This window comes from Acinetobacter sp. YH12064, assembly GCF_013419735.1.
Classification (GTDB): Bacteria; Pseudomonadota; Gammaproteobacteria; order Pseudomonadales; family Moraxellaceae; genus Acinetobacter; species Acinetobacter amyesii.
Genome location: NZ_VOZP01000011.1, coordinates 104,323 through 129,760 on the forward strand (window position 1 = coordinate 104,323; position 25,438 = coordinate 129,760).

Annotated in this window: 22 protein-coding genes and 1 pseudogene; 11 read left to right on the plus strand and 12 right to left on the minus strand. The window is 40.2% G+C overall.

Annotated elements, in window-relative coordinates; all coding sequences use genetic code 11:
• Positions 1–35 precede the first annotated feature (35 nt).
• From FTU13_RS11875 to alr, 7 genes are all read left to right on the plus strand, one after another.
• The gene (locus FTU13_RS11875) at positions 36–2,153 is read left to right on the plus strand and encodes a hypothetical protein (protein WP_180127128.1); all 2,118 of its coding nucleotides are present in this window, start codon (positions 36–38) and stop codon (positions 2,151–2,153) included.
• 6 nt (positions 2,154–2,159) lie between these two features.
• Positions 2,160–2,948, plus strand: a complete 789-nt coding sequence (locus tag FTU13_RS11880; RefSeq protein WP_180127130.1) for a DUF3142 domain-containing protein — start codon at positions 2,160–2,162, stop codon at positions 2,946–2,948.
• A gap of 157 nt (positions 2,949–3,105) precedes the next feature.
• Positions 3,106–3,492, plus strand: coding sequence for a 30S ribosomal protein S6 (gene rpsF, locus FTU13_RS11885; RefSeq protein ID WP_004696436.1), 387 nt, complete (start codon positions 3,106–3,108; stop codon positions 3,490–3,492).
• Positions 3,493–3,504: 12 nt separating this feature from the next.
• Entirely contained in the window at positions 3,505–3,732 is a 228-nt protein-coding gene (rpsR, locus tag FTU13_RS11890; RefSeq protein ID WP_004278792.1) for a 30S ribosomal protein S18, read from the plus strand.
• 9 nt (positions 3,733–3,741) lie between these two features.
• Complete coding sequence (rplI, locus tag FTU13_RS11895; RefSeq protein WP_078188585.1) at positions 3,742–4,188, plus strand: 50S ribosomal protein L9; 447 nt, start codon at positions 3,742–3,744, stop codon at positions 4,186–4,188.
• Positions 4,189–4,426: 238 nt separating this feature from the next.
• Entirely contained in the window at positions 4,427–5,866 is a 1,440-nt protein-coding gene (gene dnaB / locus FTU13_RS11900) for a replicative DNA helicase (protein ID WP_180035272.1), read from the plus strand.
• A 48-nt stretch (positions 5,867–5,914) separates the two neighbouring features.
• Positions 5,915–6,988 carry an alanine racemase gene (alr, locus tag FTU13_RS11905; RefSeq protein WP_180127132.1) on the plus strand — a complete coding sequence of 358 codons (1,074 nt, stop codon included), beginning with the start codon at positions 5,915–5,917 and terminating at the stop codon, positions 6,986–6,988.
• Positions 6,989–7,068: 80 nt separating this feature from the next.
• Here the strand turns inward: alr and FTU13_RS11910 are convergent, their stop codons facing one another.
• The 4 genes and pseudogenes from FTU13_RS11910 to FTU13_RS11925 form a co-directional block, all read right to left on the minus strand.
• Positions 7,069–7,803 carry a proteasome-type protease gene (locus tag FTU13_RS11910; protein WP_180023501.1) on the minus strand — a complete coding sequence of 245 codons (735 nt, stop codon included), beginning with the start codon at positions 7,801–7,803 and terminating at the stop codon, positions 7,069–7,071.
• Positions 7,804–7,819: 16 nt separating this feature from the next.
• Positions 7,820–8,599, minus strand: a complete 780-nt coding sequence (locus tag FTU13_RS11915) for a transglutaminase family protein (RefSeq protein ID WP_180127134.1) — start codon at positions 8,597–8,599, stop codon at positions 7,820–7,822.
• Positions 8,596–9,198: an alpha-E domain-containing protein gene (locus FTU13_RS11920; RefSeq protein WP_180107481.1), complete on the minus strand. Its 603-nt coding sequence runs from the start codon at positions 9,196–9,198 to the stop codon at positions 8,596–8,598. The genes FTU13_RS11915 and FTU13_RS11920 overlap by 4 nt, the downstream gene beginning before the upstream one ends.
• A 22-nt stretch (positions 9,199–9,220) precedes the next feature.
• Positions 9,221–10,654 (minus strand): annotated as a pseudogene (locus FTU13_RS11925) (circularly permuted type 2 ATP-grasp protein); the annotation flags it as partial.
• 370 nt (positions 10,655–11,024) lie between these two features.
• Here FTU13_RS11925 and FTU13_RS11930 point away from each other — a divergent pair.
• The gene (locus FTU13_RS11930) at positions 11,025–12,023 is read left to right on the plus strand and encodes a YafY family protein (RefSeq protein ID WP_180127138.1); all 999 of its coding nucleotides are present in this window, start codon (positions 11,025–11,027) and stop codon (positions 12,021–12,023) included.
• Between the two features lie 573 nt (positions 12,024–12,596).
• Positions 12,597–14,267 (plus strand): FMN-binding glutamate synthase family protein, encoded by a 1,671-nt coding sequence (locus FTU13_RS11935; RefSeq protein WP_180023496.1) that lies wholly within the window; start codon positions 12,597–12,599, stop codon positions 14,265–14,267.
• A 453-nt stretch (positions 14,268–14,720) separates the two neighbouring features.
• On the opposite strand, the gene FTU13_RS11940 is transcribed toward FTU13_RS11935, so the two are convergent.
• From FTU13_RS11940 to FTU13_RS11955, 4 genes are read right to left on the minus strand one after another with little or no spacing between them, the layout of a single operon-like run.
• Complete coding sequence (locus FTU13_RS11940) at positions 14,721–15,764, minus strand: alpha/beta hydrolase (RefSeq protein WP_180007903.1); 1,044 nt, start codon at positions 15,762–15,764, stop codon at positions 14,721–14,723.
• Positions 15,764–16,903: a YdcF family protein gene (locus FTU13_RS11945; protein WP_078188595.1), complete on the minus strand. Its 1,140-nt coding sequence runs from the start codon at positions 16,901–16,903 to the stop codon at positions 15,764–15,766. The genes FTU13_RS11940 and FTU13_RS11945 overlap by 1 nt, the downstream gene beginning before the upstream one ends.
• 21 nt (positions 16,904–16,924) lie before the next feature.
• Positions 16,925–17,962 (minus strand): UDP-N-acetylmuramate dehydrogenase, encoded by a 1,038-nt coding sequence (gene murB / locus FTU13_RS11950; protein ID WP_180102511.1) that lies wholly within the window; start codon positions 17,960–17,962, stop codon positions 16,925–16,927.
• Between the two features lie 9 nt (positions 17,963–17,971).
• Positions 17,972–18,487 (minus strand): low molecular weight protein-tyrosine-phosphatase, encoded by a 516-nt coding sequence (locus FTU13_RS11955; protein ID WP_078193981.1) that lies wholly within the window; start codon positions 18,485–18,487, stop codon positions 17,972–17,974.
• A 118-nt stretch (positions 18,488–18,605) separates the two neighbouring features.
• On the opposite strand from FTU13_RS11955, the gene FTU13_RS11960 reads away from it, so the two are divergent.
• Both FTU13_RS11960 and FTU13_RS11965 read left to right on the plus strand, forming a co-directional pair.
• Positions 18,606–19,766, plus strand: coding sequence for an iron-containing alcohol dehydrogenase (locus FTU13_RS11960; protein ID WP_180127140.1), 1,161 nt, complete (start codon positions 18,606–18,608; stop codon positions 19,764–19,766).
• Positions 19,767–19,801: 35 nt separating this feature from the next.
• The gene (locus FTU13_RS11965) at positions 19,802–20,233 is read left to right on the plus strand and encodes a thioesterase family protein (protein WP_180035283.1); all 432 of its coding nucleotides are present in this window, start codon (positions 19,802–19,804) and stop codon (positions 20,231–20,233) included.
• A 21-nt stretch (positions 20,234–20,254) separates the two neighbouring features.
• Here FTU13_RS11965 and dnaX read toward each other — a convergent pair whose 3' ends face one another.
• The 4 genes from dnaX to FTU13_RS11985 form a co-directional block, all read right to left on the minus strand.
• Positions 20,255–22,474 carry a DNA polymerase III subunit gamma/tau gene (gene dnaX, locus FTU13_RS11970; protein WP_180127142.1) on the minus strand — a complete coding sequence of 740 codons (2,220 nt, stop codon included), beginning with the start codon at positions 22,472–22,474 and terminating at the stop codon, positions 20,255–20,257.
• A gap of 134 nt (positions 22,475–22,608) precedes the next feature.
• The gene (locus FTU13_RS11975; RefSeq protein ID WP_180127144.1) at positions 22,609–23,058 is read right to left on the minus strand and encodes a copper resistance protein NlpE N-terminal domain-containing protein; all 450 of its coding nucleotides are present in this window, start codon (positions 23,056–23,058) and stop codon (positions 22,609–22,611) included.
• 84 nt (positions 23,059–23,142) lie between these two features.
• Entirely contained in the window at positions 23,143–24,429 is a 1,287-nt protein-coding gene (locus tag FTU13_RS11980) for a serine hydrolase (RefSeq protein WP_180127146.1), read from the minus strand.
• 75 nt (positions 24,430–24,504) lie between these two features.
• A complete protein-coding gene (locus FTU13_RS11985) occupies positions 24,505–25,359 on the minus strand; it encodes a MaoC/PaaZ C-terminal domain-containing protein (protein WP_180127148.1) in 855 nt (284 codons plus the stop codon).
• Positions 25,360–25,438 lie beyond the last annotated feature (79 nt).

Sequence of the window (25,438 nt, forward strand, 5' to 3'; positions counted from 1 at the left end):
ACCATTGCACACACAACTATAATTAACTGTGCCTTATGTCATATCAAAAAAAATTTATTCACTCTGCCCTTTTCACATCAAGTATTCCATTCGGTATTTTCTTTAGTATGCAAAGTCATGCAGGCATGGATATTTATTGTGAACCGTCGACACTTATTCAAACCAATGCTTATACCGCATGCGATGAACTCCCTGCGCTCACACCAGCAAATGACAATCAAACCAACATGCTGCTGTTGCTTAGCGATTTAGGTATTGCCAAATTTAATATTCATGAAGATAAATCCACACTTTGGCGAACTAGCTACAGCAAAGTTCCATTTGAAGTTTCCAGTATCATGAGCACTAGCAGCAATAAACTGCCGAATGCGCGTAAACCTTTAAAAACACCTGATCTAAGTTTTAACGAACATTGCAACAGCATTCAAAATGGCGCACAAGCCTTTATTGAACAAGTCAAAAAAGACAGTAAGCTTTCAAGTAGTGAAAAAAACACCCTGATTAGCGAACGTCAAAAAATTAATGATTGCGACAATGAACTAACTTTGCTAAGCGTAAATCCCAATTGGTCAGTATCTGCACGCCAATATGCATCGTATTTAAACGCCACAATTTCGTTTTACAATGCTAACTTTTCCACAGCGACTAAGATTTATTCAGTATTAACTAAAGTGGATCAACCTTGGCTGAAAGAAACATCACAATACATGTTGATTCGAAGTGCTTTAAATGAGACTTATCAAAGTGGTTTAGGTGAATATGGCGATTTAGATCATGACAAACTTAACCAAAGTTTATTAACCAATTTTTTCAATAATATCACCCAGTACTTTAAGCTCTATCCCCAAGGTCAATATGCCGCAAGTGCACGCGGTTTATTAAGACGTGGATTTTGGCTCAGTGGAAAACATGATTTGCTGATTTATGAATACGTATGGCAAATCAATAATCCTAAATCCAGCGTTTATAACTTAGAGCTGCCCAATCTACCCTATGAATTAGATCGTCATGTATTTCAAAGTAAGCGTCTGAATGTCAAAAATTTGAAAGATCCGTTTTTCCTTACTATCTATGATCTGATGCACATGCGGAAAATACAAAGCTCCGATGATATTGTCATTTCCTGGGCTGAATTAAACGCACAAAAAAATTATTTTAAAGACGCGCCAGAACTGTTCCAGTATTTGCAGGCGAACCACTTATTTTATGTGCAAAACAAAGCACAAGAAGCCTTGAAATACCTTCCCCAACAAATGCCGAATAACATAGGCAGCTACCTTCAATTGAGCCAAGTCATGTTGAAAGGTCGCATTTTGGAAGCAAGTGGACAAAATCAAACAACGCAGCAATATTGGGAAAATCTACTTTCCATTAGCAAAACAGCTGAACAACGTGGTTTGGCTGAACTTATGCTGTATCGTTACTATGCTCAGCAGCAAAATACAGCACAATTTATCGGTCCCTCAGCAAAAATTAAACAAGCTTTTTTGCAGCAACTATATTTAGTTGAAGTTGCAAATGAACAAAGCTTAGTGAGTGTTGTGAAAAATAATGCAGCGACTCAGGATCAAAAAAATGTAGCACTTTATACCTTACTGAACAAATCACTGGCTTATCAAAATTTTGATTTATTCAATCAAGCCTATACTGAATTACCAACTAATGCAGCCCAGTTTAATAGTGAGCAAAATACTGCGGAGAAATATCGCTATCAACCACCATTTGCCAATTTCTTATGGAAAGGCATTACTGTCAGCAATTCAATCAAATGCCCTGACTTAGCGACATTGACCAAGCAATTACAAGCAAATCCGAAAGACCTGAGCCTGCAATTGTGTTTAGGTGAGTATGCGCGTAGTTCACAAGCCTACAGCATGGTCGATCTCAGCTATCAGTCAGATGATTCGCCACAAAGTTTTAAAGGTCGATATTTTGCACGCGGTGATGTATATAAAAATATTATTAAAACTGGAACCAAATCTGAATTAACCGCCTATGCGCTCTATCGCGCTATTCAATGTTATGCACCAAGTGGTAATAATGAATGCCAAGACAAAGATGTGAGTAATTCTGTACGCAAACAATGGTTTGATCAAATCAAACGGGATTATCCTGAAACAAGTTGGGCTAAATCCTTAAAATATTATTGGTAATTTTCAATGCTTTTACAGGTGATGAGGCGGGTAAATACATTAGAACTTTTGTTCATATTGAGCATTGTTTTGTGTTCCGCTTGTTCACCTGCCCAATCTGGAAATACACAACAAGCTCACACCGAAATACAGCAACGTGTTAATGCAGCACATTATTCAAGTTTTTGGATTTGGGGCAATATTTCTAGTAGCCCCTACTTACGGCAAGCCACGGAGCTCTATATTTTACAAGGTGAAATGAATTGGAATAAACCGTTAAAGCAATCCGAGTTTATCCCACAAGGTATTCAAGTCCTCCATAAACCACAGCAGAAAATTTGGATTGTAATCCGTAGCCATCATTTACAATGGTCAAATAACAATATTCAGCAAATTTTGCAGCGGCTTAAACATTGGGAAAAAAATGGCAATCAGATTCAAGGCTTACAAATTGATTTTGATGCAAAGATACAAAATATCCATCGATATGCGGTATTCCTTGAAAAGATACGAAAGAAAATGCCTCAAAAATATCGTTTAAGCATTACGGGTTTAATGGATTGGACCAATGTTCAGGATCAGCAAACCTTAAAATTACTTGCTCAAAATATTGATGAGATTGCTATACAGACCTATCAAGGCAGCCACACCATTAAAAACTATACGCTTTATTTAAATAAAGTCTCAAAATTAAAACTCCCCTATAAAATTGGTCTTGTACAAAACGGGCTTTGGCAAGCACCTGCACATTTAGCGCAAGATCCTTATTTTAAAGGTTATGTGGTATTTTTATTGCGCAGTGAAAAACCGAATTAAACCATAAATAATTCAAGCATTTTAAATCCATGCCTTGTATTTCAAACCTAAACGCTCTAAAATTCACGCTTCGCAAACTTTGCGACACAACTTTGGTTGTGACTCCTTGCTTCAATCAATTAATGATTGGGGCTGCCTAAACCGTAAGGAGCTGACAATGCGTCACTACGAAATCGTACTATTGGTACATCCAGACCAAAGCGATCAAGTTGTGGGTATGGTAGAACGTTACCTAACTCACATCAAAGAAGCTGAAGGTCAAATCCACCGTCTTGAAGACTGGGGCCGTCGTCAATTGGCTTACCCAATCAACAAGATCCACAAAGCTCACTACATTCTTATGAATGTTGAGTGTGGTCAAACTACTCTTGATGAGCTAGAAGAATTGTTCCGTTATAACGATGCAATCATTCGTAGCCTTATCATCCGTCGTGAAAACGCTATCACTGAAGAGTCACTATTGGCTAAGAGTGCTGAAGAAAAACGTGCGCGTAAAGCTCAACGTGAAGAAGCACAACAAGCTCAAGACTCTGCTGAAGCATAAGGAGAACATAACATGGCACGTTTTTACCGTCGTCGCAAGTTCTGCCGCTTTACAGCTGAGAACGTTACGTACATCGACTACAAAGATATCGACACTTTAAAACAGTACATCACTGAAAACGGCAAGATTGTTCCTAGCCGTATTACAGGTACTAAAGCTCGTTACCAACGTCAATTAGCGCTTGCTATCAAACAAGCTCGCTACTTGTCTTTGATCCCTTACACTGACAATCATAAGTGAGGTTGAGCTGTGGATATTATCTTATTACAACGCATTAAAAACCTTGGTAAATTAGGCGATAAAGTTTCAGTTAAAGCTGGTTACGGCCGTAACTTCCTTATCCCTCAAGGTAAAGCAGTTGCTGCTACTGAAGCTAACACTGCTGCATTTGAAGCTCGTCGTGCTGAACTTGAGAAACAAGAAGCTGAAGTATTAGCTGCTGCTCAAGCACGTGCTGACCAATTGAACGAAGTTAACATCGTGATCACTGCTAAAGCTGGTGACGAAGGTAAACTATTCGGTTCTATCGGTACTCGTGACATCGCTGACGCGTTAACTAATGCTGGTCTTGTTGTAGACCGTGCAGAAGTTCGTTTACCAAATGGTGCGCTTCGCAACACTGGTGAATTCAACATCGCAATCCAATTGCATCATGATGTTGTTGCAGAAGTTCTAGTTACTATCGTAGCTGAGTAATTTCTTGCAAAGAAAAGAGCATGCTTACGCATGCTCTTTTTTTATCTGTAAAAAATAGTGCTCCAACTTTTTTTATATTTTTAACTCTTCATTCAATTCAATGAATGACGAATTAATCGGAAATACTTGTTCGCATTTCTGTAGAAAACGCCTATCATTTCAGTTAAATGAAGAGTTGAAAAACTGTCATTAGCACCCATTTCCATCACATTAAATGGTTTCAGCATCAGGGATTTTTATGTCACAGGCGAATGCCATCAAGCCAAACTCTACGCCAACAGCAAAAACCACAGAACAAAGTTCGTTGAAAGAGTTTCGTACCCCACCCCATAACCTTGCGATTGAACAAGCCGTGCTTGCTGCACTGATGACCGTTGCAGAATCTTTTGAGCAAGTGGGTGATGTACTGACTGAAGCTGATTTTTATGCGACCCGCCATAAATATATTTTCCGTGCCATCGACCAGCTATCAAAAGATAGCTCACCTTATGATGCTGTCTTGGTCAATGACTGGCTGATTAAACAAAACTTGCTCGATGCTGCAGGTGGCGAAGAATATCTGATGCAACTGATGTCAGATTCACCTTCAAGTTTCTATAATCTTGAAACTTATGCTGCAAAAATTAAAGAATTTTCCACTTTACGCAGCATGATTAAAGTCAGCTCAGAAATTTTACAAAATGCCTATGACACCAAAGGTCGTACGGTCAGTGAAATTTTAGATCTCGCAGAAACCAATATTTTCTCGATTGCCGAGCAACACAACAACAACGCCAAAGCACAAGGTCCTAAAGCTATTAACTCTGTCGTTGCTAGTGTTTTTGATAAGTTGAATGAACTTTCACAAACTGAAGGCAGTATCACGGGTTTAACCACTGGATTTGTAGAACTTGATAATAAAACCTCAGGTATGCAAGCAGGCGATTTAATTATTGTAGCGGCCCGTCCATCGATGGGTAAAACCACTTTTGCCATGAACTTGGTTGAAAGTGTACTGTTTAATAATAACCTGCCCGCTCTAGTTTACTCTATGGAGATGCCCGCGGACTCGATTGCGATGCGTTTGATATCCTCGTTCGGTCGTGTACACCAAGGACATTTACGTTCAGGTAAAATGGATGCTGATGAATGGTCAAAAGTGACCAGTACTATTGTGCATCTACAAGAAAAGAATTTGTATATCGATGACTCATCTGCACTACCGCCAACGGAAGTACGTGCCCGTGCTCGACGAATTGCAAAAATGCATGGCGGTAAACTCGGGTGTATCATGGTCGATTACTTGCAGCTTATGAAAGTACCCGGTATGGGTGATAACCGTGTTGGTGAGATCTCGGAAATTTCCCGAAGCTTAAAAGCACTGGCTAAAGAAATGCACTGCCCAGTAATTGCACTGTCACAGTTGAACCGATCACTGGAAAACCGTCCTAATAAACGCCCAGTGATGTCCGACTTACGTGAATCGGGTGCGATCGAGCAGGATGCCGATTTGATCATGTTTATTTACCGCGACGAGGTTTATAACAAAGAGTCTAAAGAAGCAGGTACTGCAGAAATTATTATTGGTAAACAGCGTAACGGTCCAATTGGTACTGTGCGTCTTGCCTTCGAAGGTCAATACACCAAATTTAGTAACCTCTCCCCTGAGTTTTATGCTCAGTATGATGATGAAGAGTAAAGACTCTTTATCATCCATTAATTCATCGACCCTGTAGGAGTATTTAGGGTGCGCCAAGCTACAGTTTATATTGATCGACAAGCACTTCAATATAATTTAAACCGTGTCAAACAACTTGCCCCAACCGCTAAAATTGTAAGCATGGTAAAAGCCAATGCTTATGGACATGGAGTTAAAGACTGCTTAGCAGCCTTAAAAGACAGTGATGCCTTCGGTGTTGCCTGCCTAGAAGAAGCCTTAGAAATTCGCGAACTGGGTTATGAACAACCCATTACCTTGATTGAAGGGATTTTTTCAGATGATGAAATGCAAATTATCATCGATAAAAAAATTGAATGTGTGGTGCATCATCAGCAACAACTAGATTGGTTACGTGAGCATAAAGATGCCTATATCGCTCAAGGTCTGAAAGTTTGGGTTAAACTCAACAGCGGTATGAACCGTTTAGGTTTTAAAGTGCCTGAAATTATTGATGTTATCAATGCATTAAAGGCGGAAGGTTTTACTTGCGTACTGACTATGCATTTTGCCAATGCTGACGCAGAAAATCATCCACTAAATGACCAACAACGTGAACAATTTTTACACGTAAAAGAAGCCTGTGCGCCAATCATGGGTTCGTGCTGTAACTCAGCTGCAATTTTCAAATGGCCAGAACTGAATTTTGATTTTGTTCGCCCAGGCATCATGCTTTATGGCGCGACACCTTTCGCAGATCGTTCTGTAGAAGCCTTAGATCTTAAACCGGTGATGACCTTTACCGCTGAAGTGATTGCTTTAAATACCATTCAAGCTGGTGAATCTGTGGGTTATGGATCGACTTTCGTTGCAGAACAAGAAATGGATCTTGCGATTGTGTCGATTGGTTATGGTGACGGTTATCCACGTGCCTTCCCTAAACAAAACTATGTATCGATCCACGGTCAGAGAGCGCGTGTAATTGGCCGTGTTGCTATGGATATGATTGCGATTGATATCACCGGTATACATGCACCAATAGGTACTGAAGTTGAGCTTTGGGGCAAAGACCGTCTAGTAGACGACGTTGCAGAAGCGAACGGAACTATTGGCTATGAATTATTATGCCGTATGAGCGCGCGCCCTGTACGTAAATTAGCTTAATTAGCCGAATCAAAAAGCCCAGATCAATTCTGGGCTTTTTTTATTGGCTTTTTTTATTGATCTATTCGTAAATCAAATCATTATTGAAAATAGTCAGCTGTTGGTTTTGCCAATTCGATTAAGCCCTGACGCAATGCTTCTGACCAGCCTTTACTGATCATGGTGAAGTATGGGTCTTCTTCATAAATGCGCTTACCATTTGGTATTTCCAAACTGTCCTTTTTATAAACCAAAGCATCTAAAGGCATACCTACAGACACATTCGAACGTATCGTTGAATCAAAAGAAATTAAGCTACAACGCATTGCTTCATCGAGTGGCATATCGTAACGCAAAGTTCGGTCAAGTATCGGCTTACCATATTTACTTTCTCCAATTTGAAAATATGGGGTATCCGGTGTCGCACAAATAAAATTACCTTGCGGATAGATATTATATAGCTGCATATCAGCGCTACCAATTTGACCACCTACTAATAAACTACAGTAATAATTACTTTGTTCTAAAATATCTGAGGTGACATCAGAGATAACTTTTTTTAAGGTATGCCCGACCAATTCAGCCACTTCGAACATCGTATTTACACTATATAAATTCGGCTCTTGTTTGACCTCTAGCTGATTTTGTAAATGCCCGATGACCGCTTGTGTAGTAGCTAAATTCCCAGAGGTTTGGATAGTAATAAATCGCTCACCCGCAATACCAAAGGTATAAAGTTTACGAAAAACTGAAATATGGTCAACTCCTGCATTTGTACGTGTATCACTGACAAATACCATGCCATCTTTTAATCGTAAGGCACAACAATAGGTCATTTTTATCCCTCTAAGATTAACAACTCAACACTTGTACAATTGAGCTCATAGACTCAATACCACCTTTATCACGAACACCTCGAACAGGAGCTACATCCCAGTAATCCCGCCCAATCGCGACATAAATATGTGATTGTGGTGTAAATAGCTGATTACTGACATCAAAACAATACCATTTATTTTCGATATAGACTTCTACCCAAGCGTGACTAGCAAGATGGCTACTATTCGGTACAAATAAATACCCAGAAATATATCGTGCAGGAATACCCAAATAGCGACACATTGCGATCATGACATGAGTATGATCCTGACATACCCCCTGCTTATAATGAAAAGCATCTATTGCAGAAGTATGTACAGATGTCTGATTCGAAACATAGGGAATATGCGCCAAGATCGCTTCAGCCAAACGAATTAGATTGACACGATTGATACGAGGGACATAACAATCGGCAAAACTTTTCATGTAAATGTCACATTGCGTACTCGGCGTTGGCTGTAAAAACAATTTCGGGTTTAAATCATCCGCATTTGAATCATTTAAACTCAAATTCATCTCTACGATGCCCTGCGCCATAATGGTCATTTGAAGATAAGGTTCGCTCTGCGTTGTGGTCAACCACACATTACCAAAAGTATCCAATTGCATATCACGTTGCCTCGGCACACTCACATCCCAATTTTGCACCTGTTGATGCGTATTAGTGGATGGGGTCATTTTGATATATTGAATGCTTCTGCTAACCACATCAGTGTAAACATAATGGGTCTGATGGTTAATCATGAGCCTCATACAGCCACCTCAAACATATTTTGGATATGATCACTGAAATGGTAAAAATTTTGGCTATTCGGTTGTTGCTTTAGTGCCTGCCATGCCTCTTGCACACTTTCCCAGCCAAACTGAACTAAAGCGATTACGATATGTTCAATCTTCGCAATGGTGTGTTGAATGTCCTGCTGCATGCGTAGCTGACGATCAAGCTGCTCTATGGCTTGTCCTAAACTAAAAAATAAAAATACATCTTCAGATTCGGACTCTAAAACATCTTGGCAATCTGTTACCACGTCACAGATATAACCTGGGTTATCACTCGCATTACGAATTAAACGGCTGAGTTCTGCATAACTTTTTGCTGAAAGTACACCCCTTAAGTCCTGTATATTACTTTGCGCATATTTAAATTGGCTGTAAAATGACGCCGGTTGCTCGGAATTTAAAACCAATTCATTCATTGAGTCGGCATCAAATGCTGGTAAACAAAAAGCATGTGCATAGTTCAATGCTGTATCGACATCTTGAAATGGAAAAATACTGCATAAATATTGAGTACGTGCTAAATAACGTCCCAGCCAAAATATATGTTCTGCATTACTGTTTAATAAAATCATGTTTTGCTCCTTCACTGGAGTGCTATGAGCGTAAATCATCTACTACCCACGTATCTTTAATACCGCCGCCCTGCGAAGAATTCACCACCAATGAACCTGCTTGCATCGCGACACGAGTTAAGCCACCCGGTACAATTCCAGTTCGATATGGAGAACTCAGTACAAATGGACGCAAATCGATATGGCGTTCCGAAACACCGGCCTCACTTAGGGTTGGGCTAACAGATAAATTTAAAGTCGGCTGTGCAATATATAAATGTGGTGCTGCGGCCACTTTATCTTTAAAGCTATTTAATTCTTGTAAAGAGGCTTGCGGACCGATCAGCATGCCGTATCCACCTGAACCCTGTGCTTCTTTGACCACGAATTTTTCGATATTCGACAGCACATAGTCCAAGTCGTTCTGCTCACGACATTGATAGGTCGGCACATTTTTCAGGATCGCTTGTTCACTTAAATAGAAATGAATCATTTTATCCACATAAGGATAAATCGATTTATCATCTGCTACGCCTGTTCCCGGTGCATTTGCAATAACCACATTATGTTGCATATACGCTGACATGAGCCCTGCTACGCCCAAAGTACTGTCAGGTTTGAAACATAATGGATCGAGGAAAGCATCATCCACACGACGATAAATTACATCAACCTGTTGTCGACCTTTGATGGTTTTCACATAAACCTTATCGTTTTCTACATAAAGGTCACGTGATGTCACTAAGGGTACATCCATCTCCCTTGCCAAAAAGGCATGTTCATAATACGCACTGTTAAAACGCCCTGGGGTTAAGACCACAATAAATGGGTTATCGACGTAGGCATTTTCTGCAAGAATTTCACGTAAGAGCTGCGGATACTGCTCAATCCCCATGATGTTGCTTTGCTGGCAAAGTTCAGGCATCAGTTTTTGACTGATCTTACGACTTTCCAACATATACGACACACCCGATGGTGTTCTAAGATTATCCTCAAGGACGTAAAAATCGCCTGATTGATCTCGAATGATATCAATACCACTGATTTGGCTATAAATTTTACCTTTTAGCCCATGCATATACATTTGTGGCAAATAGGCTTCATGCGTTAAAACTTGAAGTTCAGGAATAATTCCTTCTTTTAAAATATCTTGTTGATGATAGACATCATGTAAAAACAGATTGAGAGCTTTCACGCGCTGTGCGCAGCCCAGTGATAAATTATTCCATTCCTTTCGTGCAATCACACGAGGAATAAGATCATAAGGAATAGTGCGTTCAATGCCCTCATCTTCGCCATACACTGTAAAAGTAATGCCTTCATAGAGAAAATGTTGTTTTGCAACCTGATTTAGTTGTTTTAATTCATCAAGTGTATGCTGTGATAACCACTGCTCTATCCGTTGGCATGATTCTTTAGCTACCGTTTTGCAGTCGCGCATTTCATTAAAAAAATCCGAATTAAATTGATTAAACAGCGCATGTCCTCGAGCAAGAGGTAAATTTTTTAATGTAGAGACAGAAGTATTGACCAACTTTGCCTCATAACCCTCAATTCCATTTGAAGTTGTATTACGATTTTCTTTCAGCATAGCAACTCCATGTTTTTGTCATGTTTTATGAACTAGATAATGCAATATATATGCCATCAATAAATATGTTGCTTCTCTTTGATTATTTATGCATCATTTTTGCAAAGCGGTACAGCATCTAACTGCTCAAGTTGTGTCAAATTGCGTTATTAAAATCATCTTAGTTTTTTCAGATGAAGACTTGCTTAACGCAGGAAGATTTCTTATTGTGTCCCACAGCATCATTTTATTTAATTCCAAGTTCAAGCACTAGATTATGTCTTCACAAGAAAAAGAAACGTCAAACAGCCTCTATCGTCAGTGGCAAATTCTTTCACGACTGTCCACAGGTAAGTGGATGGGTACGCGTGAATTACAAGAAATACTGAACCGTGAAGGCATTGATATCAGCCTACGCACCATTCAGCGTGACTTAAACCAAATTTCTCTACGTTTCCCAATTGAGAGCAGTAAAACAACGCCGCAAGGCTGGCGTTGGCGTTCTGATGCACCGATTCAAAGCTTGCCACATATGACCAGCTCGCAGGCGGTCACCTTTATGATGGTTGAGGAACACCTAAAACATTTGCTTCCGCCGAGCTTAATTGAAGAAATGAATCCTTGGTTTGACCTCGCACGTCGGAGCCTGTCGACGCAAAATAATGTCCGTCAGTGGATTAACCGCGTGCGAATCGTGCCAGCAACTCAGCCATTGATTCCCCCTGTGGTTGAAAAAGCTGCACAGCAATCAATTTATGAAGGCTTACTACAAGACAAACAACTCGAATGTCTTTATCAAGGTCGTGGACAACAAAGTGAAGAAAAGACCTATATTTTAAATCCACTGGCTTTGGTCCAAAAAGGTGCAATTATCTATTTGGTTTGCACACGTCATGACAAAACAGACATCCAAACCTTTGCTTTACATCGTTTTAAATCAGCTACTGTCTTAAATTCACGTGCATTACACCCTGTCGATTTTGATATTGATGCCTATATTGACTCTGGAGCGCTTGGCTTCCGTGTTGACTTTAATAAACCGACAGAAATGATTCAGCTCAAATTAACCATGTCTGAAGCAGAGGCAATTTATTTTGAAGAAAGTCAGCTAAGTAAAGATCAAGTGATTCAAAAAACCGAAGATGGCTCGGTTGAAGTTAGTGCAACAGTACCTTTTACTTCTCAGTTAACATGGTGGCTGCGTAGTTTTGGTAAAAAGATTCAGAAAATTGAACCTGAAGAAGTCGCTATGGTTGTACAACAATGCAATGACTAAATCGATCTAAGATTTTCTGCTACCTGAAATGTTAAATTTGAAGTGGCAACTTTTATTTCACAACGAATACTTATCACATAATCTAGGCTTAAATTTTCTTAAAATATCAACACATAAAAAAGTCCCAACGCTGGGACTGGATAATTTCTTAGAATATTTTTGTAATTTTAGTCGTTTAAGTCAAAGGAACTACAGCATAAGTATCTGCTGAATACCTTATGCCATAGCGCTAATTTCTCATGGCTATAATCAATTACTGACATAGGCAGGCTAGGTCGGCATTATTATAACGAATAGATTTCATAGTCATATTCAGCACCTCGTGTTTAGAAAGTAAAATCACTTTAACCTCCATTTTGCTCACTGTGAAATAACAAGAACCGCACTACTTTTCACAAATTTTCTTAAAGAACATTCCTGCTTTTCTTATCTGATTTGGCTTTAAATGGAAAATTCATCCAACTTCAATGCTGTTTTTATAAATGCTACACTGAATCAACAAATTAAAGCTTGAGCATTGTGCATAAACTCGGCAAATTATGAGCAAATGAGCTGAATAAGATTTTTCAAAATATGGCCAGTCCAGCGCAAACTATTCGCCACAAGCTACTAAATACTTTTTTTTCTCGGCATTCCATTTGGTTTGCTTGTATTTTTATCTTCCTACTCATTTCGAGTTTTCATTTAGGTTATTCCCCGCATTATATTCAATATTTTATTCCACAAACCTTATTGAATAGTATCTGGGTCATTACTGGGCTTTTGAGTTTATTGGGTTTGTATGACGTCATACAAAACAAACATTCGATCTTAAAAAATTACCCCATCATGGGGCACTTTCGTTTTCTATTTGAAGAATTTCGACCTGAAATTCGCCAATATTTTATTGAATCTGATCAAGATGCACTGCCCTTTTCTCGTATGCAACGTAGCTTGGTCTATCAACGTGCAAAAAACCAAAATGCAGATAAACCATTTGGTTCAATTGTTGATGTTTACCAAAATGATTACCGCTTTATCAATCACTCCTTGTCACCTTGCATTCCTGCCATTCCTGAAACATTCCGTATTAACATCGGCAATGAGCAATGTAAGCAACCGTATAGCGCATCGATATTAAACATCTCTGCGATGAGCTTTGGTAGCTTAAGTGCCAATGCCATTCGTGCCTTAAACTTAGGCGCAAAAATGGGCAATTTCTACCATGACACCGGTGAAGGCAGTATTAGTCCGTATCATTTGGAAAATGGTGGCGACATTGTTTGGGAACTCGGTAGTGGTTACTTTGGCTGCCGTACGATTGATGGTCAATTCGACCCTGTACGTTTTGCTGAACAAGCCAAGCACCCTCAAGTCAAAATGATTGAGATCAAATTATCTCAAGGTGCAAAACCAGGCCATGGTGGCATTTTACCTAAAGACAAAATTTCCGAAGAGATTGCTCAAATCCGTGGTGTCAGCCGTGAACATGACTGTATCTCTCCATCTAGCCATCCTGCCTTTAGCACCCCTATTGAAATGATGCAATTTATTCAGCAATTGCGCGAACTGTCAGAAGGCAAACCTGTGGGTTTTAAACTGTGTATCGGGCAACCATGGCAATTTATGAGTATCGTAAAAGCTATGTTACATACAGGGATTACACCCGATTTTATCGTGGTAGATGGTTCTGAAGGTGGGACTGGCGCAGCACCGATTGAATTGATTGATAATATGGGTACACCCCTGCGTGAAGGCCTACTCTTTGTTAATAACACCCTGATTGGTGCAGGCTTACGTTCAAAAATTAAAGTCGGTGCCAGTGGTAAAATTATTAGTGCTTTTGATATTGCCAGTACCATGGCAATTGGTGCAGATTGGGTGAACTCAGCTCGTGGCTTTATGTTTGCAGTCGGGTGTATTCAAGCTCAAAGCTGTCATACCAACCAATGTCCAGTTGGCGTTGCAACGCAGGACAAAGACCGTCAAAAAGCCATCCATGTTCCGACCAAAGCAGAACGTGTTTTTAATTTCCACAAAAATACCTTGCATGGCTTATCTGAACTTATTGCCTCAGCAGGTTTACAACATCCATCCGATATCCGTGCGCACCATCTAGCGCAGCGGATTAATAACCGTGAAATTAAAAACTATGCACAGCTACATTTTTGGTTAAAAGATGGGGAGTTACTCAGCTGTGAAAATAAAGATGAGGAAAACTTCTATTTCCGTATGTGGAATATGGCTCATCTAGAAAAGTTCTGATTCCTCCACCCAAAAAAAAGAGGCGACTACGCCTCTTTTTTTTCGTCTAGATCCATCACACTGATTAAGGTAAGCTGTGCTCAATCGTCAATTAGTAACTGATGTTACGCAGTAACACCAGAAGCGCAATTTGATTCAAATAAAAGTACGATACGCGGCAACGTCATCCGCAAGTGTTTGAGGCAGGACGACATCTAATCAAAAAAGTTTTTGCGATAGTTTAAATAAGTAGATGCTAGTGAACGAGTTTTGTCGGTGAGGTGCATTGCACCGCAAGATGGTTTCCTTGCGAAGCTTTGCTTCTCATTTTGCCTAATGAAAAACAATGTTTCTTAAGAGTACCTCCAGCCGAAGGCTCATCCTTTTATTTAATCTCTAGATGTAAGACTCCGTCGAATAAAATTAAAAAATCATTTTAAAAATGCGTAATTACTTTTACGTGCGTAACATCAGTTAGTAATAAGACTTACTGTTGGATTGAGCATGCAAGAATGCCGGGATCAAACCTGTTAATGCAGCACGAATATCGGCACGTTCATTAATCAGCTGATGCGAACCTTCTTCAAGCATGAGAAGCGTCTGTAAACGAAATTTACGACGTATAAACTCAATGTTATAACGCCAATCTACAGTTTGATCCTGTGCGCCTTGCGCTAACCACACTGGAATACGGCACGCTGGGCGTTCTTCCATCTCCTGCATCCATTTTGACATGGCCAAAATCCAATCCATCCCCATCATTCGAGGTTGTAGTGGATCTTTTAAGCGGACAAAACGTAAAAACTCAGGGTTATGATTATTCCGTCTAAAATGACGTGGCACTTCACGTTTAATACGACGAATAATGCCTAATCCAACCGAGTTATGCCACCATGCCGTTTTTGCAGGGCGAATCAGCGGAGATAATAATAAAACCCGTTCGACATAAGGGTTTTTGCGATGTTCAGCAAAATCTAACAGATGATGCAGCCAAATCGCACCACCCGTGCTCTGCCCAATCCCTAACCATGGGGTTGGTAGTTGAGCCGCATGTTTCACATAACGATATACTGCTTCCAAAACTTGTTGGTAATGATCAAAGTTTTGAATACTGGCTGGCGATCCATTACTTAGACCATGCCCCGGTAAATCATAGGTTAAAACACTAAAACCTTGATCTAAGAGTTCACGAATAATCGGCTGATATATTCCACTATGCTCTAAATAACCATGCAATAAAAATACTGTGCCTTTAATGACATCCGTTTCAGTCTTCAGTTTCGGTTGAAATACTTGTACATGTAATTTGAACAAAGGCATTTCTACATAGCCTTGCCAATGTTCACAGTTCAAGGCATCTAAACCATAAAGTCGTCGATATGACTGTATTTCAACACTAGGCTCAAAAGGTCGATTTAAATTTAGAGGTTCTAATACTTGTGGGGTTAATTCTCGACTTGGAATAGGAAGATCTAATTGTTTAAGGATTGAAGGATTAAGAAATGGGATATCTGACATTATGGGACCTCCCGACAGTCACTTGAGCCAAACCAAACATCACGTAAGGTGGCTAATAATTCATAATTGGCACGACGACTATGGTCATAATTTTTTTCACTTGGTCGCCATGTAGTTAATGTTGTTGGCATAGGTGCAACAACAGGAATGGTTTCGATACCATTTAATGCAAATAAACGACGTGTTCGAGGCATATGATATTGGTCAGTGATTAAAATAACCGTCGGTGCCCCACCTTTTTTCTGTAAAAGCAACGAACTAAAACGCGAATTTTCGCAAGTATTCATACTGCGGTCTTCAAGCAATTTCGCATCGACATCATATTGCTTTAACCATGCTTGCATATACGGTGCTTCTACACCACTCAGTACAATCGGTAACTTATTGGCTCGTTCAACATCGAGTGTTTTTTCCAGTCGAAGTCGTGTGTAGTCATTCACTACGATATCTTTATCATTTTTATCTAAGGTTAAACCACCACCTAACACCACGATCGCATACGGCTCTGCGGTTGGCTGCTTCAGGGTTTTATCTTTCATTTTGGCAAGATCAAGATATGTTTCATCATCGATCGGTTCCGCTTCTGAAGCCGCTTGCTCAATTTCATGGGTTTTTAAGAACTCGGTATATTGAGTCATCAGTCCTTTATTTTCCGCACTATTGAGCTCAAGCAGCTCTTTCATTTTTTGAGCAGGATTTTCCGCCAATGCTTCAGAAGAAGCCGCCTCGGACGCAGAAGGATTCAGCAGAGGTACTTTCGGTATGTCCTTTTGACTATCATTCTTTTCTTTTTCATGTTCTTCTTCAATGAGCTGCTGTAACGCCTTATAACGTGCTTGTATAAGGGTTAAATCTTGAGGCTCATCAGACTGTATGGCTTGCTCCATGAGTTTTAAATACGCTTGGCGCGCTATCCATAAGTCAGAACCCGGCTCATAGTTATCATCATCACTCAAGGCGCCGAGTTTTTGACTTTGCGCTGCGAGCTGATTGACTTCTACAGGAACGAAATAATTTAAACTTTTAACGATCAATTTAGAATAAAACGGCGTATAGATAAAAATCATTAGACAGCCCAAAAGTACAAATAGCACTGCGGCAATTTGTACTAAGCGAACCATCCAATGTGTTTTATGCATAAATCTAAAACCTATGTGTTTTTATTGATCTGCGTGAGATCGAATCAAGCCATTTGTATCAAATAATACAGGCTCAGGATGTAATTCAATATTAAATTTTTCAAAAACATCATGTTGTACAGCTTTGTAAGTTGTACGTACATCTTGCAGCGTGGCGTCCTGATAATTGACCAACACCAAAGCTTGCTTATGGAACATACCCACTGAACCCACAGATTTCCCTTTCCAACCTGCTTGGTCAATCAACCAGCCCGCTGCCAGTTTTACCGCATTATTCGGTTGTGGGTAATGGGGTAAATTGGGAAATTGCAGCGCAATTTGGTCAAAGGCTTGCTGGCTAATCACAGGATTTTTAAAGAAACTTCCGACATTTGGAAATTCTTTCGGATCTGGGAGTTTGGTTTGACGAATATGAATGACTTGTTGTTGTAGGTTTTCTGCACTTAAGTCTTCACCTACCGCCTGCTTTAAATCACCATAATTTAATTTTAAATCTGCATGTTTTAAAAGTTTAAACGTGACATGCGTAATAATAAAACGCTCTGGCTCATCTTTAAAAATACTATGGCGATATGAAAAATGACAATCGGCAGCGCTAATACTACTTTGCTGTTCTGTTACTCGGTCATAGACCTGTACAGATTCAATAAACTCACCCGCTTCAACACCATAAGCTCCAATATTTTGCACAGGTGAAGCACCGACCAAACCGGGTATCAATGCTAAATTTTGTAAGCCATAAAACTGGTGTGCCGTCGTCCATAGCACAAAGTCATGCCACACTTGCCCTGCACCCACTTTTAAAGTCTGTGTATCGGCATCGTCTTGTACATATTCAATACCTTGAATATCCATGTGCATCACTAAAGCATGTATTTGCTCAGGCAACAGCATATTACTGCCTCCTGAAAGTACCAATACATTTAATTGCTCAGCTTTGGCAAAGTCGAGCGCTGCTTGGATATCCTCTACCGATTGAACACGTACATAATGAGATGCTACAGCATCGAGGCTTAATGTATTAAATGGCTTAAGCTGAACCTGTGTTTGAATTTGCATTCTTAAACCTTAATTTTTTTGCTGTGCTTGTAACTGAGTTTTTAAATAATTGACCCAAGCCTGACTGCTAGATTCGCATTGATCTAATACATGTTCAAACCCTGCATCACCACCATAGTACGGATCTGGTACTTCTTGTTGCGGATATTGGTGATCATGTTGACTCATCAAAGACACTTGTGCACGTAGTTGACCGAATTGTTGCTGCGCCTTTTGCATGAGGTTTTGAATATTGTCTAAATTTTCGTAGTCCATGGCCAAAATCAAATCAAATTCAATAAAATCATGAACCGTTAACTGACGTGCGCGTAATGCAGATAAGTTATAGCCACGTAATTTTGCATGCTGTTGGCTACGAAGATCAGGCGCTTTGCCCGGATGATAATTGCTCGTACCCGCAGAGTCGACGTGAACATTGAGTTGCGCTTCATCACAAAAATGTCTGAGAACCACTTCAGCCGTAGGTGAACGGCAAATATTTCCTAAACAAACACACAACACCTTATATGGCGTGCTGGATGACATAACAACCTCAAGACTACTTTTATTTCAAGCGTCTTATGTTAAGTTATTTACAGGATGAATCCTATATCAACACTCAAGAATAATGTTTATTTGGATATAAAAAATTAGGGATAAGCCAATGAGTCAATTTCAGTTTCAAACCGTCAGCAATATTATTTCAGGCTTAGGCTCTATTTCCCAACTGAGAGAGGTCCTAGGCGACTTTCAAGCCAAACGTGTCATGCTTGTGACCGACCCCGGTATGTTGCAACAACAATTACATTTACCCATTTTGGATATTTTAGAAAGTATCCATCAAGATTATGTAATTTATTCTAGTATCCAAGCCGACCCTGCAGAACATATAGTTTTGGATGCAGTTCAATTTGCCAAAAATGAAAAAGTAGATTTGATTATTGGTTTTGGCGGTGGAAGTTCAATGGATGTGGCTAAAATTATTGCGATTTTGGCTCATCCTAAGCAAACACAGCAGATCAGTGATTTATATGGTGTAGCTAATGCAAAACGACCACGCTTGCCACTCATTTTGATTCCGACAACGGCAGGGACCGGCTCTGAAGTCACACCAATCTCTATCGTCACTACAGGTGAAACCACCAAAACAGGTATCGTCTCCCCTGTACTGTATGCCGATGTCTGTATCCTCGATGCGAACTTTACATTAAATCTTCCCGCACACATTACCGCAGCAACCGGTATCGATGCCATGGTGCATGCCATTGAAGCCTATACATCAAAAATTAAAAAAAATCCGTATGCGGATATGCTTGCTAAACAAGCTTTGCGTTTATTAAATAAAAATTTAGCGCTGGTTTTACAAGATGGACATAACCTCGAAGCGCGTCAGCACATGCTAGTCGGTTCAATGCTTGCAGGTCAGGCCTTTGCTAATGCACCAGTTGCAGCGGTGCATGCACTCGCCTATCCACTCGGTGGACACTTTCATCTCTCGCATGGTCATACCAATGCACTGGTTCTCGCTGAAGTGTTAAAGTTTAATGCACCTCAGGCCAAGCAGCATTATGCAGAACTCATGAGTTGGCTAGATCCATACAGTACGGGCTGTACCGATGGTTTATGTGATTTATTTATTGATCATATGCAAAATCATTTAGATCAGAGCGGTTTGGTGCTTAAACTCAGTCAACTGAATGTGCCTGAAAATATGCTCGATCGTTTAGCAGAAGATGCGCTATTACAAACGCGACTATTACAAAATAATCCGCGAGAACTGCAGTTTGAAGACGCTCGCCAGATTTACCAAGCGATCTATGCCTAAAGTTCACTCATTTTGAAATAAAGAAAATACCAACGATGAAACCTGAAACTAAACGCCGCCAAAACTATCGATTTTTATTTCCAATCCAAACACGTTGGGCAGACAACGATATGTATGGTCATGTCAATAATGTCACCTATTACAGCTATTTTGATACTGCTGCAAATGCACTCTTGATTCAACATGCCGGTTTTGATTTGCGAAATACCCCGATCATTGGTTTAGTGGTCGATTCAGCCTGCAGCTTTTTACAAGAGCTGTCCTATCCAGAAATCATTGAAGTTGGAGTTGCGATTGAAAAAATTGGTAATTCTTCACTGCGCTATGACTTAGCCATTTTTAAACAAGGACAAAATGAGGCTGCAGCTCAAGGACATTTCGTGCATGTATTTGTTGACCGCCAAACACGAAAAAGCACCTCGATACCCGAAGATATGCGAGATGCTTTAACTCAATTTTTACTTTAATTTTTATATCCAGCTTGAAACTTATTTGAGCTGGATATTTTTCAACTCACCATCAAAGCTTTTGAGTAAGTCTTTCACAACAGGCTCAGCATGTAATAACTCATTTGCACGTGCAAAGGCTTTTTCCTTGCGGACATGTTGTAAAGCAAACGGTGTGGTTTCTTCGACATCTTCAAAGCTGATATGGAAACGACATTTTGACCATTGTGCATGAATGGCTTGTTCCAATACATGCTGTAATTGAGTCACTAAAGCTTCGTATCGCTTTGGAATATGGAAAGTCGATTCACCGTCAATCGTACCTCGCATAATGCCATGCTGAGCCAACTCTTGTACCGCAGGTGAAAGTTGACTATTTCGGAACCAATACTCCCACTTTTCGACCGTCCACTCACCTTCAAGGGTTTGAGGCTGTAAAGTCAAAATATCTTGTGGCATCAAGGTAGAAGATGAACCCGTTTGAACAGCATCCGAAGAAACGGAACTTTGCGTAACTTGTGGTGATGCTAGATCAAAACCATTGTCGCCTTGAGCACCCGAAACTGATTCATTCACCACATGTTGTGGTTCAATGGCATTGATCAAATGTGGCTGAGCTGTTTCAGGCTCTACACGTTTTGACTCTAAAGCTGTTGGTTCTAAAGGTGCAATATCTTCAAAATTTATAGCGCTCACATCAACTTCTTCAGTTTCAGTACTCGGCGTCGGATCTAAATCAAATAATGTATCTTCTGCCACGGCATCCATAACAAGCGTGTCATTTTGCTGTGTCGATACAGATTCAACCGGTGCAACCTCTTGCGTATCTAGAGTGCCATTTGCTGTAGATGCTGTAGAAGTTTGGCTTATTGCGTCTTCTTCAGGATCATCTAAAAAATCATCAGATGAAGGTTCATCGACTGCAGGTGCAGAAACATAGCCATCATCGTCATCATAATGTGAATCATCAAAATCATCGAAAGCTGGCGATGTGTCTACAGCGGGTACAGCTTCAGTCTGCTCAACAGTGGCAACCTGTGCAGCAGACTCAACAACGGTATTGGGTTGCTGCAAAGACTGTGTTTGAGTCGGCTGAACTGTTTCGGCCTGATTTTGAACAAGCTGTGGCTGTGCGGCTGACTCTTGCTGTACGGCAGAGACCAACATTTCGTTTGGCTGTAATGGACGGAATGCTAATAACCGCAGCACACACATCTCAAAACCTTGCTCTTGTGTCACTGCCAACTGCAAGTCTGCCCGACCTTTGCATGCGACTTGATAATACAACTGCAAATCTTGAGCTGAAATCAACTGCGACAATTGCATAATTTTTTGATTGATCTCAGCGCTATATTTCAACGCTAAGTCTGGCAAGTATTGTAATAATGCCAGTTCATGTAACGTTGAAATCAACTGATCTAATACCAGTGAAACATCCAGTGCTTGTTGACGGAATTGCATAAGTAAAGCACTCACGCGTTCACGCTGATTTTGATGAATGGCTAAAATCAAATCATAAATAATCGTGCGGTCAATTAGGCCCAACATGTCTTTAACATCTTGGTGCTGAATTGAACCTTGACCATAGGCAATCGCCTGATCAGTTAGTGACAATGCATCACGCAGTGAACCTTGAGCCGATTCAGCAATTTGCCAAATCGCATCTTGCTCCGCTTGAATTTGTTCTTTTTGTAAGATATCTGTCAAATGCGATGTGATTTCATCCACCGCTAAAGGACGCAAAGTAAATTGCAGACAACGTGAAATTACAGTAATCGGTAATTTTTGTGGATCTGTAGTAGCAAATAAGAACTTCACATGCTCTGGCGGCTCTTCCAACGTCTTTAATAACGCATTAAATGAATGCGTAGAGAGCATATGCACTTCATCGATTAGATAAACCTTGAAGCGACCTTGGGTTGGAGCATAAGGAACGTTGTCGAGAAGCTCTCGGGTATCTTCAACTTTGGTCCGTGATGCCGCATCGATTTCAATTAAATCAATAAAACGGCCTTCATTTACTGCTTTACACGTTGGGCAGACTTCACACGGCGTTGATGTTACACCCGTTTCACAGTTCAGACATTTTGCCAAAATACGGGCAATGGTGGTTTTACCCACGCCACGAGTACCTGTAAATAAATACGCATGATGTAACCGACCACGTTCTAAGGCACTGGTAAGTGCGCGTGACACATGGTTTTGCCCCACGAGTTCAATGAAATTTCGTGGACGGTATTTTCGTGCAAGTACTTGATACATGTATGCTCCTTTTTACAGGTGTAAGCATACTGTTTTTTTGTCTAATAGTGAAATAAATGGCAGAGTTTGGACAATAAAAATCCGATCTTGAGCTATCACAATGATCAGGCAAATTTAATATAAATTACGAATGCTTAAACTGCTTTATTTAAAAGGAAATCACTCTGCATTTGATAGCGTTTCGCCGTCTGGTCTTCACGAATTTCAAGCAATTGCTGATCCAAATCTACATACAAAAGATTACGCGTTTGCACATTCATAAGTTCTAGCTGCTGCTTTGATTCATCTTTAAAACGAATTACACCTTTTAGCACTTCTACTTCGTTATGACCACTTAGACTTTCACGAGTGAGTGTATAGGTTTGGTCTTCACGTAGCTCAAGAGCCACAGCCATGCCGGGACAATCTTCACAACGAGAAAGACAGCCCATACAAGGTGTTATGCCTTTAAAATTACCGACCCATGCTGCATGCTGTTTTTCAGCAGTAATTGCTTCTATCTCCTTTGATTTCGTTTGAGTTGAATCCTGACAACCCAACATTGCCGATGTTGCGACTAAGGGAATCAAAACAACTTTTTTCATAGGGATATCACAGCAGTCTAAAACTGCGAGGGGAAATAGCATATTTTTCACATTTCCCCAATTTCTGTTCTATTCCGAAGTATCTTAAATCCAGCCTTTACGACCTTTTAATACTTTATCTGCACAGCGTAAGGTTTCTTGAGTTAGGCCCCATAAACGATAATCGCCGGTAATTGAACCCGTCGCAAAGTTATGTGTATAAGCAAAACTTAAATCACGCTGCGGATCACACCAAGCCCCAGAACCATTAAAACCAATATGTCCAAAACCTTCACTAGATTTGCCTAAAGTTAAAATTCGATGATATCCCAAACGCCAATTCATCGGTAAAGGCATAATACGATCACGCTTTTTATATTGAATTTTACTTAAAGATTCAAAAACTTGTGGTGTGATTAAGGTCTGTCCTTGCCACTGACCATGATTGGCTAGCATTGCATAGATTTTCGCTAAACTATTGGCACTAAATACGCCTGTTGCCGCAGGAATAATGGCTTGCAAACCCTCATCACTAAAAAATGAAAACTTGCGCATTCCTTTTGGAATCATACCATCTTGAAAGTCTTGCAAATTTTGTCCTGAAATTTGCAGGAGCTGATCAAAGATTGACGGTTTTCGTGTCTCGGTCTTTTTTTTCGTTGTCTGCGCTTGGGTATTTTCTTGAACAGAAGCATCTATAGTGCGTTCTTCTTTTTTCTTTTTCGGAATCAAGCGTGCAACCTTACCAAGTTGATGCTCTGGTACACCCAAAAAAGCATGATCCAACTCTAAAGGTTCAACCAAATACTGTTGCATCAATTCTGTAAGCGGTCGACCTGTAGCCTTTTCAAGTATACCACCCACTTGCCAACCGAAGGTTAAAGGTTGATATGCTGCATCAGTTGATGGCTCAAAACGTGGCTTAGCTTGTTCGATGACTTTAAGCATATGTGACCAATCAGCCATTTCAGATGCTGTTTGAATGATATTACGAATATCGTATAAACCACTCTGATGACTCAGCATGTGCCTTAATGTGATATCCGACTTACCATTTTGAGCAAACTCCGGCCAATATACGGCAACTGGAGTATCGTAATCTAGAAAGCCTTCGCTCACTAAGATATGTGCAAGCGTTGCAAGTACACCTTTACCCGTGGAATAACAGACCGAGGGCGTATTGGACTGCCAAGCTTCTTCGGCTGACTTTTTACCGGTCCAAATATCCACGACTTTTTGACCTTTAAAATACACCACTAAGGCGGCTCCGCCTAAGTGGGTTCGAGCATCCTGCATACGGCTAAATTGCGCCGCCAAATCTTGAAACGCCTCGTCAACCGTACCTTGATAATTATTCTTCTGTGCAAATAGATATTCTTTGAGCGCCTGCATCATCATTCCTTTGAATATGAATCGCTTGAGATTAAAACAAAAAAGCCTAAACCGATATCGATTTAGGCTTAAATCTTACAGTGCTTTCACACTTCCCGCGACATGCGGTTTTTTGTTTTTGCTATTTCGAATTGCAAACTCGGTATCTTGTCCAGTTTGAGCCGTTAAAAACTCAACTTGTGATGGGAGATACATCGGCAGTTTAAACCAGACATCTGCTTCATAGGCATCTGGCAAAGTTAAGCTCGACAAGGCTTTGGCTTTACTCCACATACCATGTGCAATGGCTTGTTTAAAACCAAACGCTTTAGCTGTCACAGCATGAATATGAATCAAGTTAAAGTCACCAGAAGTCAACGCATAACGGCGACCAGTATTTTCAGAAACATTCCATTCAGCTTGAATTTGCAACTCAGCTGACTTTGTTTCAGTAGATTTTGCCGCAGCTTTGTTGTCGGTTTTTTGACGTGCTAAATACGTGGTTAATGATTCTACAACCACTTCATCGCCCACTTTTGCAGTGGTAATAAAGTCAAATTGCACGCCTTTATCATGTGGCTGTAATTCACCAAATTTGCATGACAATGACAGTGTTTCATTCACACCAACTTTGCGATATTGCTTCACTTGGTTACGAATATGTACCAAACCTAAGATCGCAAATGGAAAAGCTTCCGTAGTCATCATATGCATTTGCAAACTTTGAGAAAGCACAGCCAAATAAATCGCTGGGATATAACCATTGTTTTTAAAGCCACAGACTTCGTTATAAGCTTTTAAATGTTTTTGATCGACCTTAAATGAATCCACCACATATTCAACTTGCGGCAGCACTTTTTCAGCTTTAGGCTTTTTAAAAATCAAGCCTTGAATCACTTTTGGATAGGCTAAATAAGGTTTTGGAAGTTGACTAAAATGGCGAGTATTCATACTAAACCTTTGGAAGTTTTTATTTCAATGTTTTAAAAGCATCTTCTCTTGCGCCATATATAGCTCAAGGAGAAGGCTA

Excerpts from the sequence above, each read along its gene's own strand:
- dnaB (WP_180035272.1), top strand. The coding sequence starts at position 4,427 with ATGTCACAGGCGAATGCCATCAAGCCAAACTCTACGCCAACAGCAAAA.
- FTU13_RS11940 (WP_180007903.1), bottom strand. The coding sequence starts at position 15,764 with ATGTCAGATATCCCATTTCTTAATCCTTCAATCCTTAAACAATTAGAT.
- rpsF (WP_004696436.1), top strand. The coding sequence starts at position 3,106 with ATGCGTCACTACGAAATCGTACTATTGGTACATCCAGACCAAAGCGAT.
- dnaX (WP_180127142.1), bottom strand. The coding sequence starts at position 22,474 with ATGTATCAAGTACTTGCACGAAAATACCGTCCACGAAATTTCATTGAA.
- FTU13_RS11875 (WP_180127128.1), top strand. The coding sequence starts at position 36 with ATGTCATATCAAAAAAAATTTATTCACTCTGCCCTTTTCACATCAAGT.
- FTU13_RS11880 (WP_180127130.1), top strand. The coding sequence starts at position 2,160 with ATGCTTTTACAGGTGATGAGGCGGGTAAATACATTAGAACTTTTGTTC.
- FTU13_RS11965 (WP_180035283.1), top strand. The coding sequence starts at position 19,802 with ATGAAACCTGAAACTAAACGCCGCCAAAACTATCGATTTTTATTTCCA.
- FTU13_RS11975 (WP_180127144.1), bottom strand. The coding sequence starts at position 23,058 with ATGAAAAAAGTTGTTTTGATTCCCTTAGTCGCAACATCGGCAATGTTG.
- rpsR (WP_004278792.1), top strand. The coding sequence starts at position 3,505 with ATGGCACGTTTTTACCGTCGTCGCAAGTTCTGCCGCTTTACAGCTGAG.
- FTU13_RS11985 (WP_180127148.1), bottom strand. The coding sequence starts at position 25,359 with ATGAATACTCGCCATTTTAGTCAACTTCCAAAACCTTATTTAGCCTAT.
- FTU13_RS11910 (WP_180023501.1), bottom strand. The coding sequence starts at position 7,803 with ATGACCTATTGTTGTGCCTTACGATTAAAAGATGGCATGGTATTTGTC.
- FTU13_RS11915 (WP_180127134.1), bottom strand. The coding sequence starts at position 8,599 with ATGAGGCTCATGATTAACCATCAGACCCATTATGTTTACACTGATGTG.
- FTU13_RS11935 (WP_180023496.1), top strand. The coding sequence starts at position 12,597 with ATGGCCAGTCCAGCGCAAACTATTCGCCACAAGCTACTAAATACTTTT.
- FTU13_RS11980 (WP_180127146.1), bottom strand. The coding sequence starts at position 24,429 with ATGCAGGCGCTCAAAGAATATCTATTTGCACAGAAGAATAATTATCAA.
- FTU13_RS11920 (WP_180107481.1), bottom strand. The coding sequence starts at position 9,198 with ATGATTTTATTAAACAGTAATGCAGAACATATATTTTGGCTGGGACGT.
- FTU13_RS11930 (WP_180127138.1), top strand. The coding sequence starts at position 11,025 with ATGTCTTCACAAGAAAAAGAAACGTCAAACAGCCTCTATCGTCAGTGG.
- murB (WP_180102511.1), bottom strand. The coding sequence starts at position 17,962 with ATGCAAATTCAAACACAGGTTCAGCTTAAGCCATTTAATACATTAAGC.
- FTU13_RS11960 (WP_180127140.1), top strand. The coding sequence starts at position 18,606 with ATGAGTCAATTTCAGTTTCAAACCGTCAGCAATATTATTTCAGGCTTA.
- FTU13_RS11945 (WP_078188595.1), bottom strand. The coding sequence starts at position 16,903 with ATGCATAAAACACATTGGATGGTTCGCTTAGTACAAATTGCCGCAGTG.
- FTU13_RS11955 (WP_078193981.1), bottom strand. The coding sequence starts at position 18,487 with ATGTCATCCAGCACGCCATATAAGGTGTTGTGTGTTTGTTTAGGAAAT.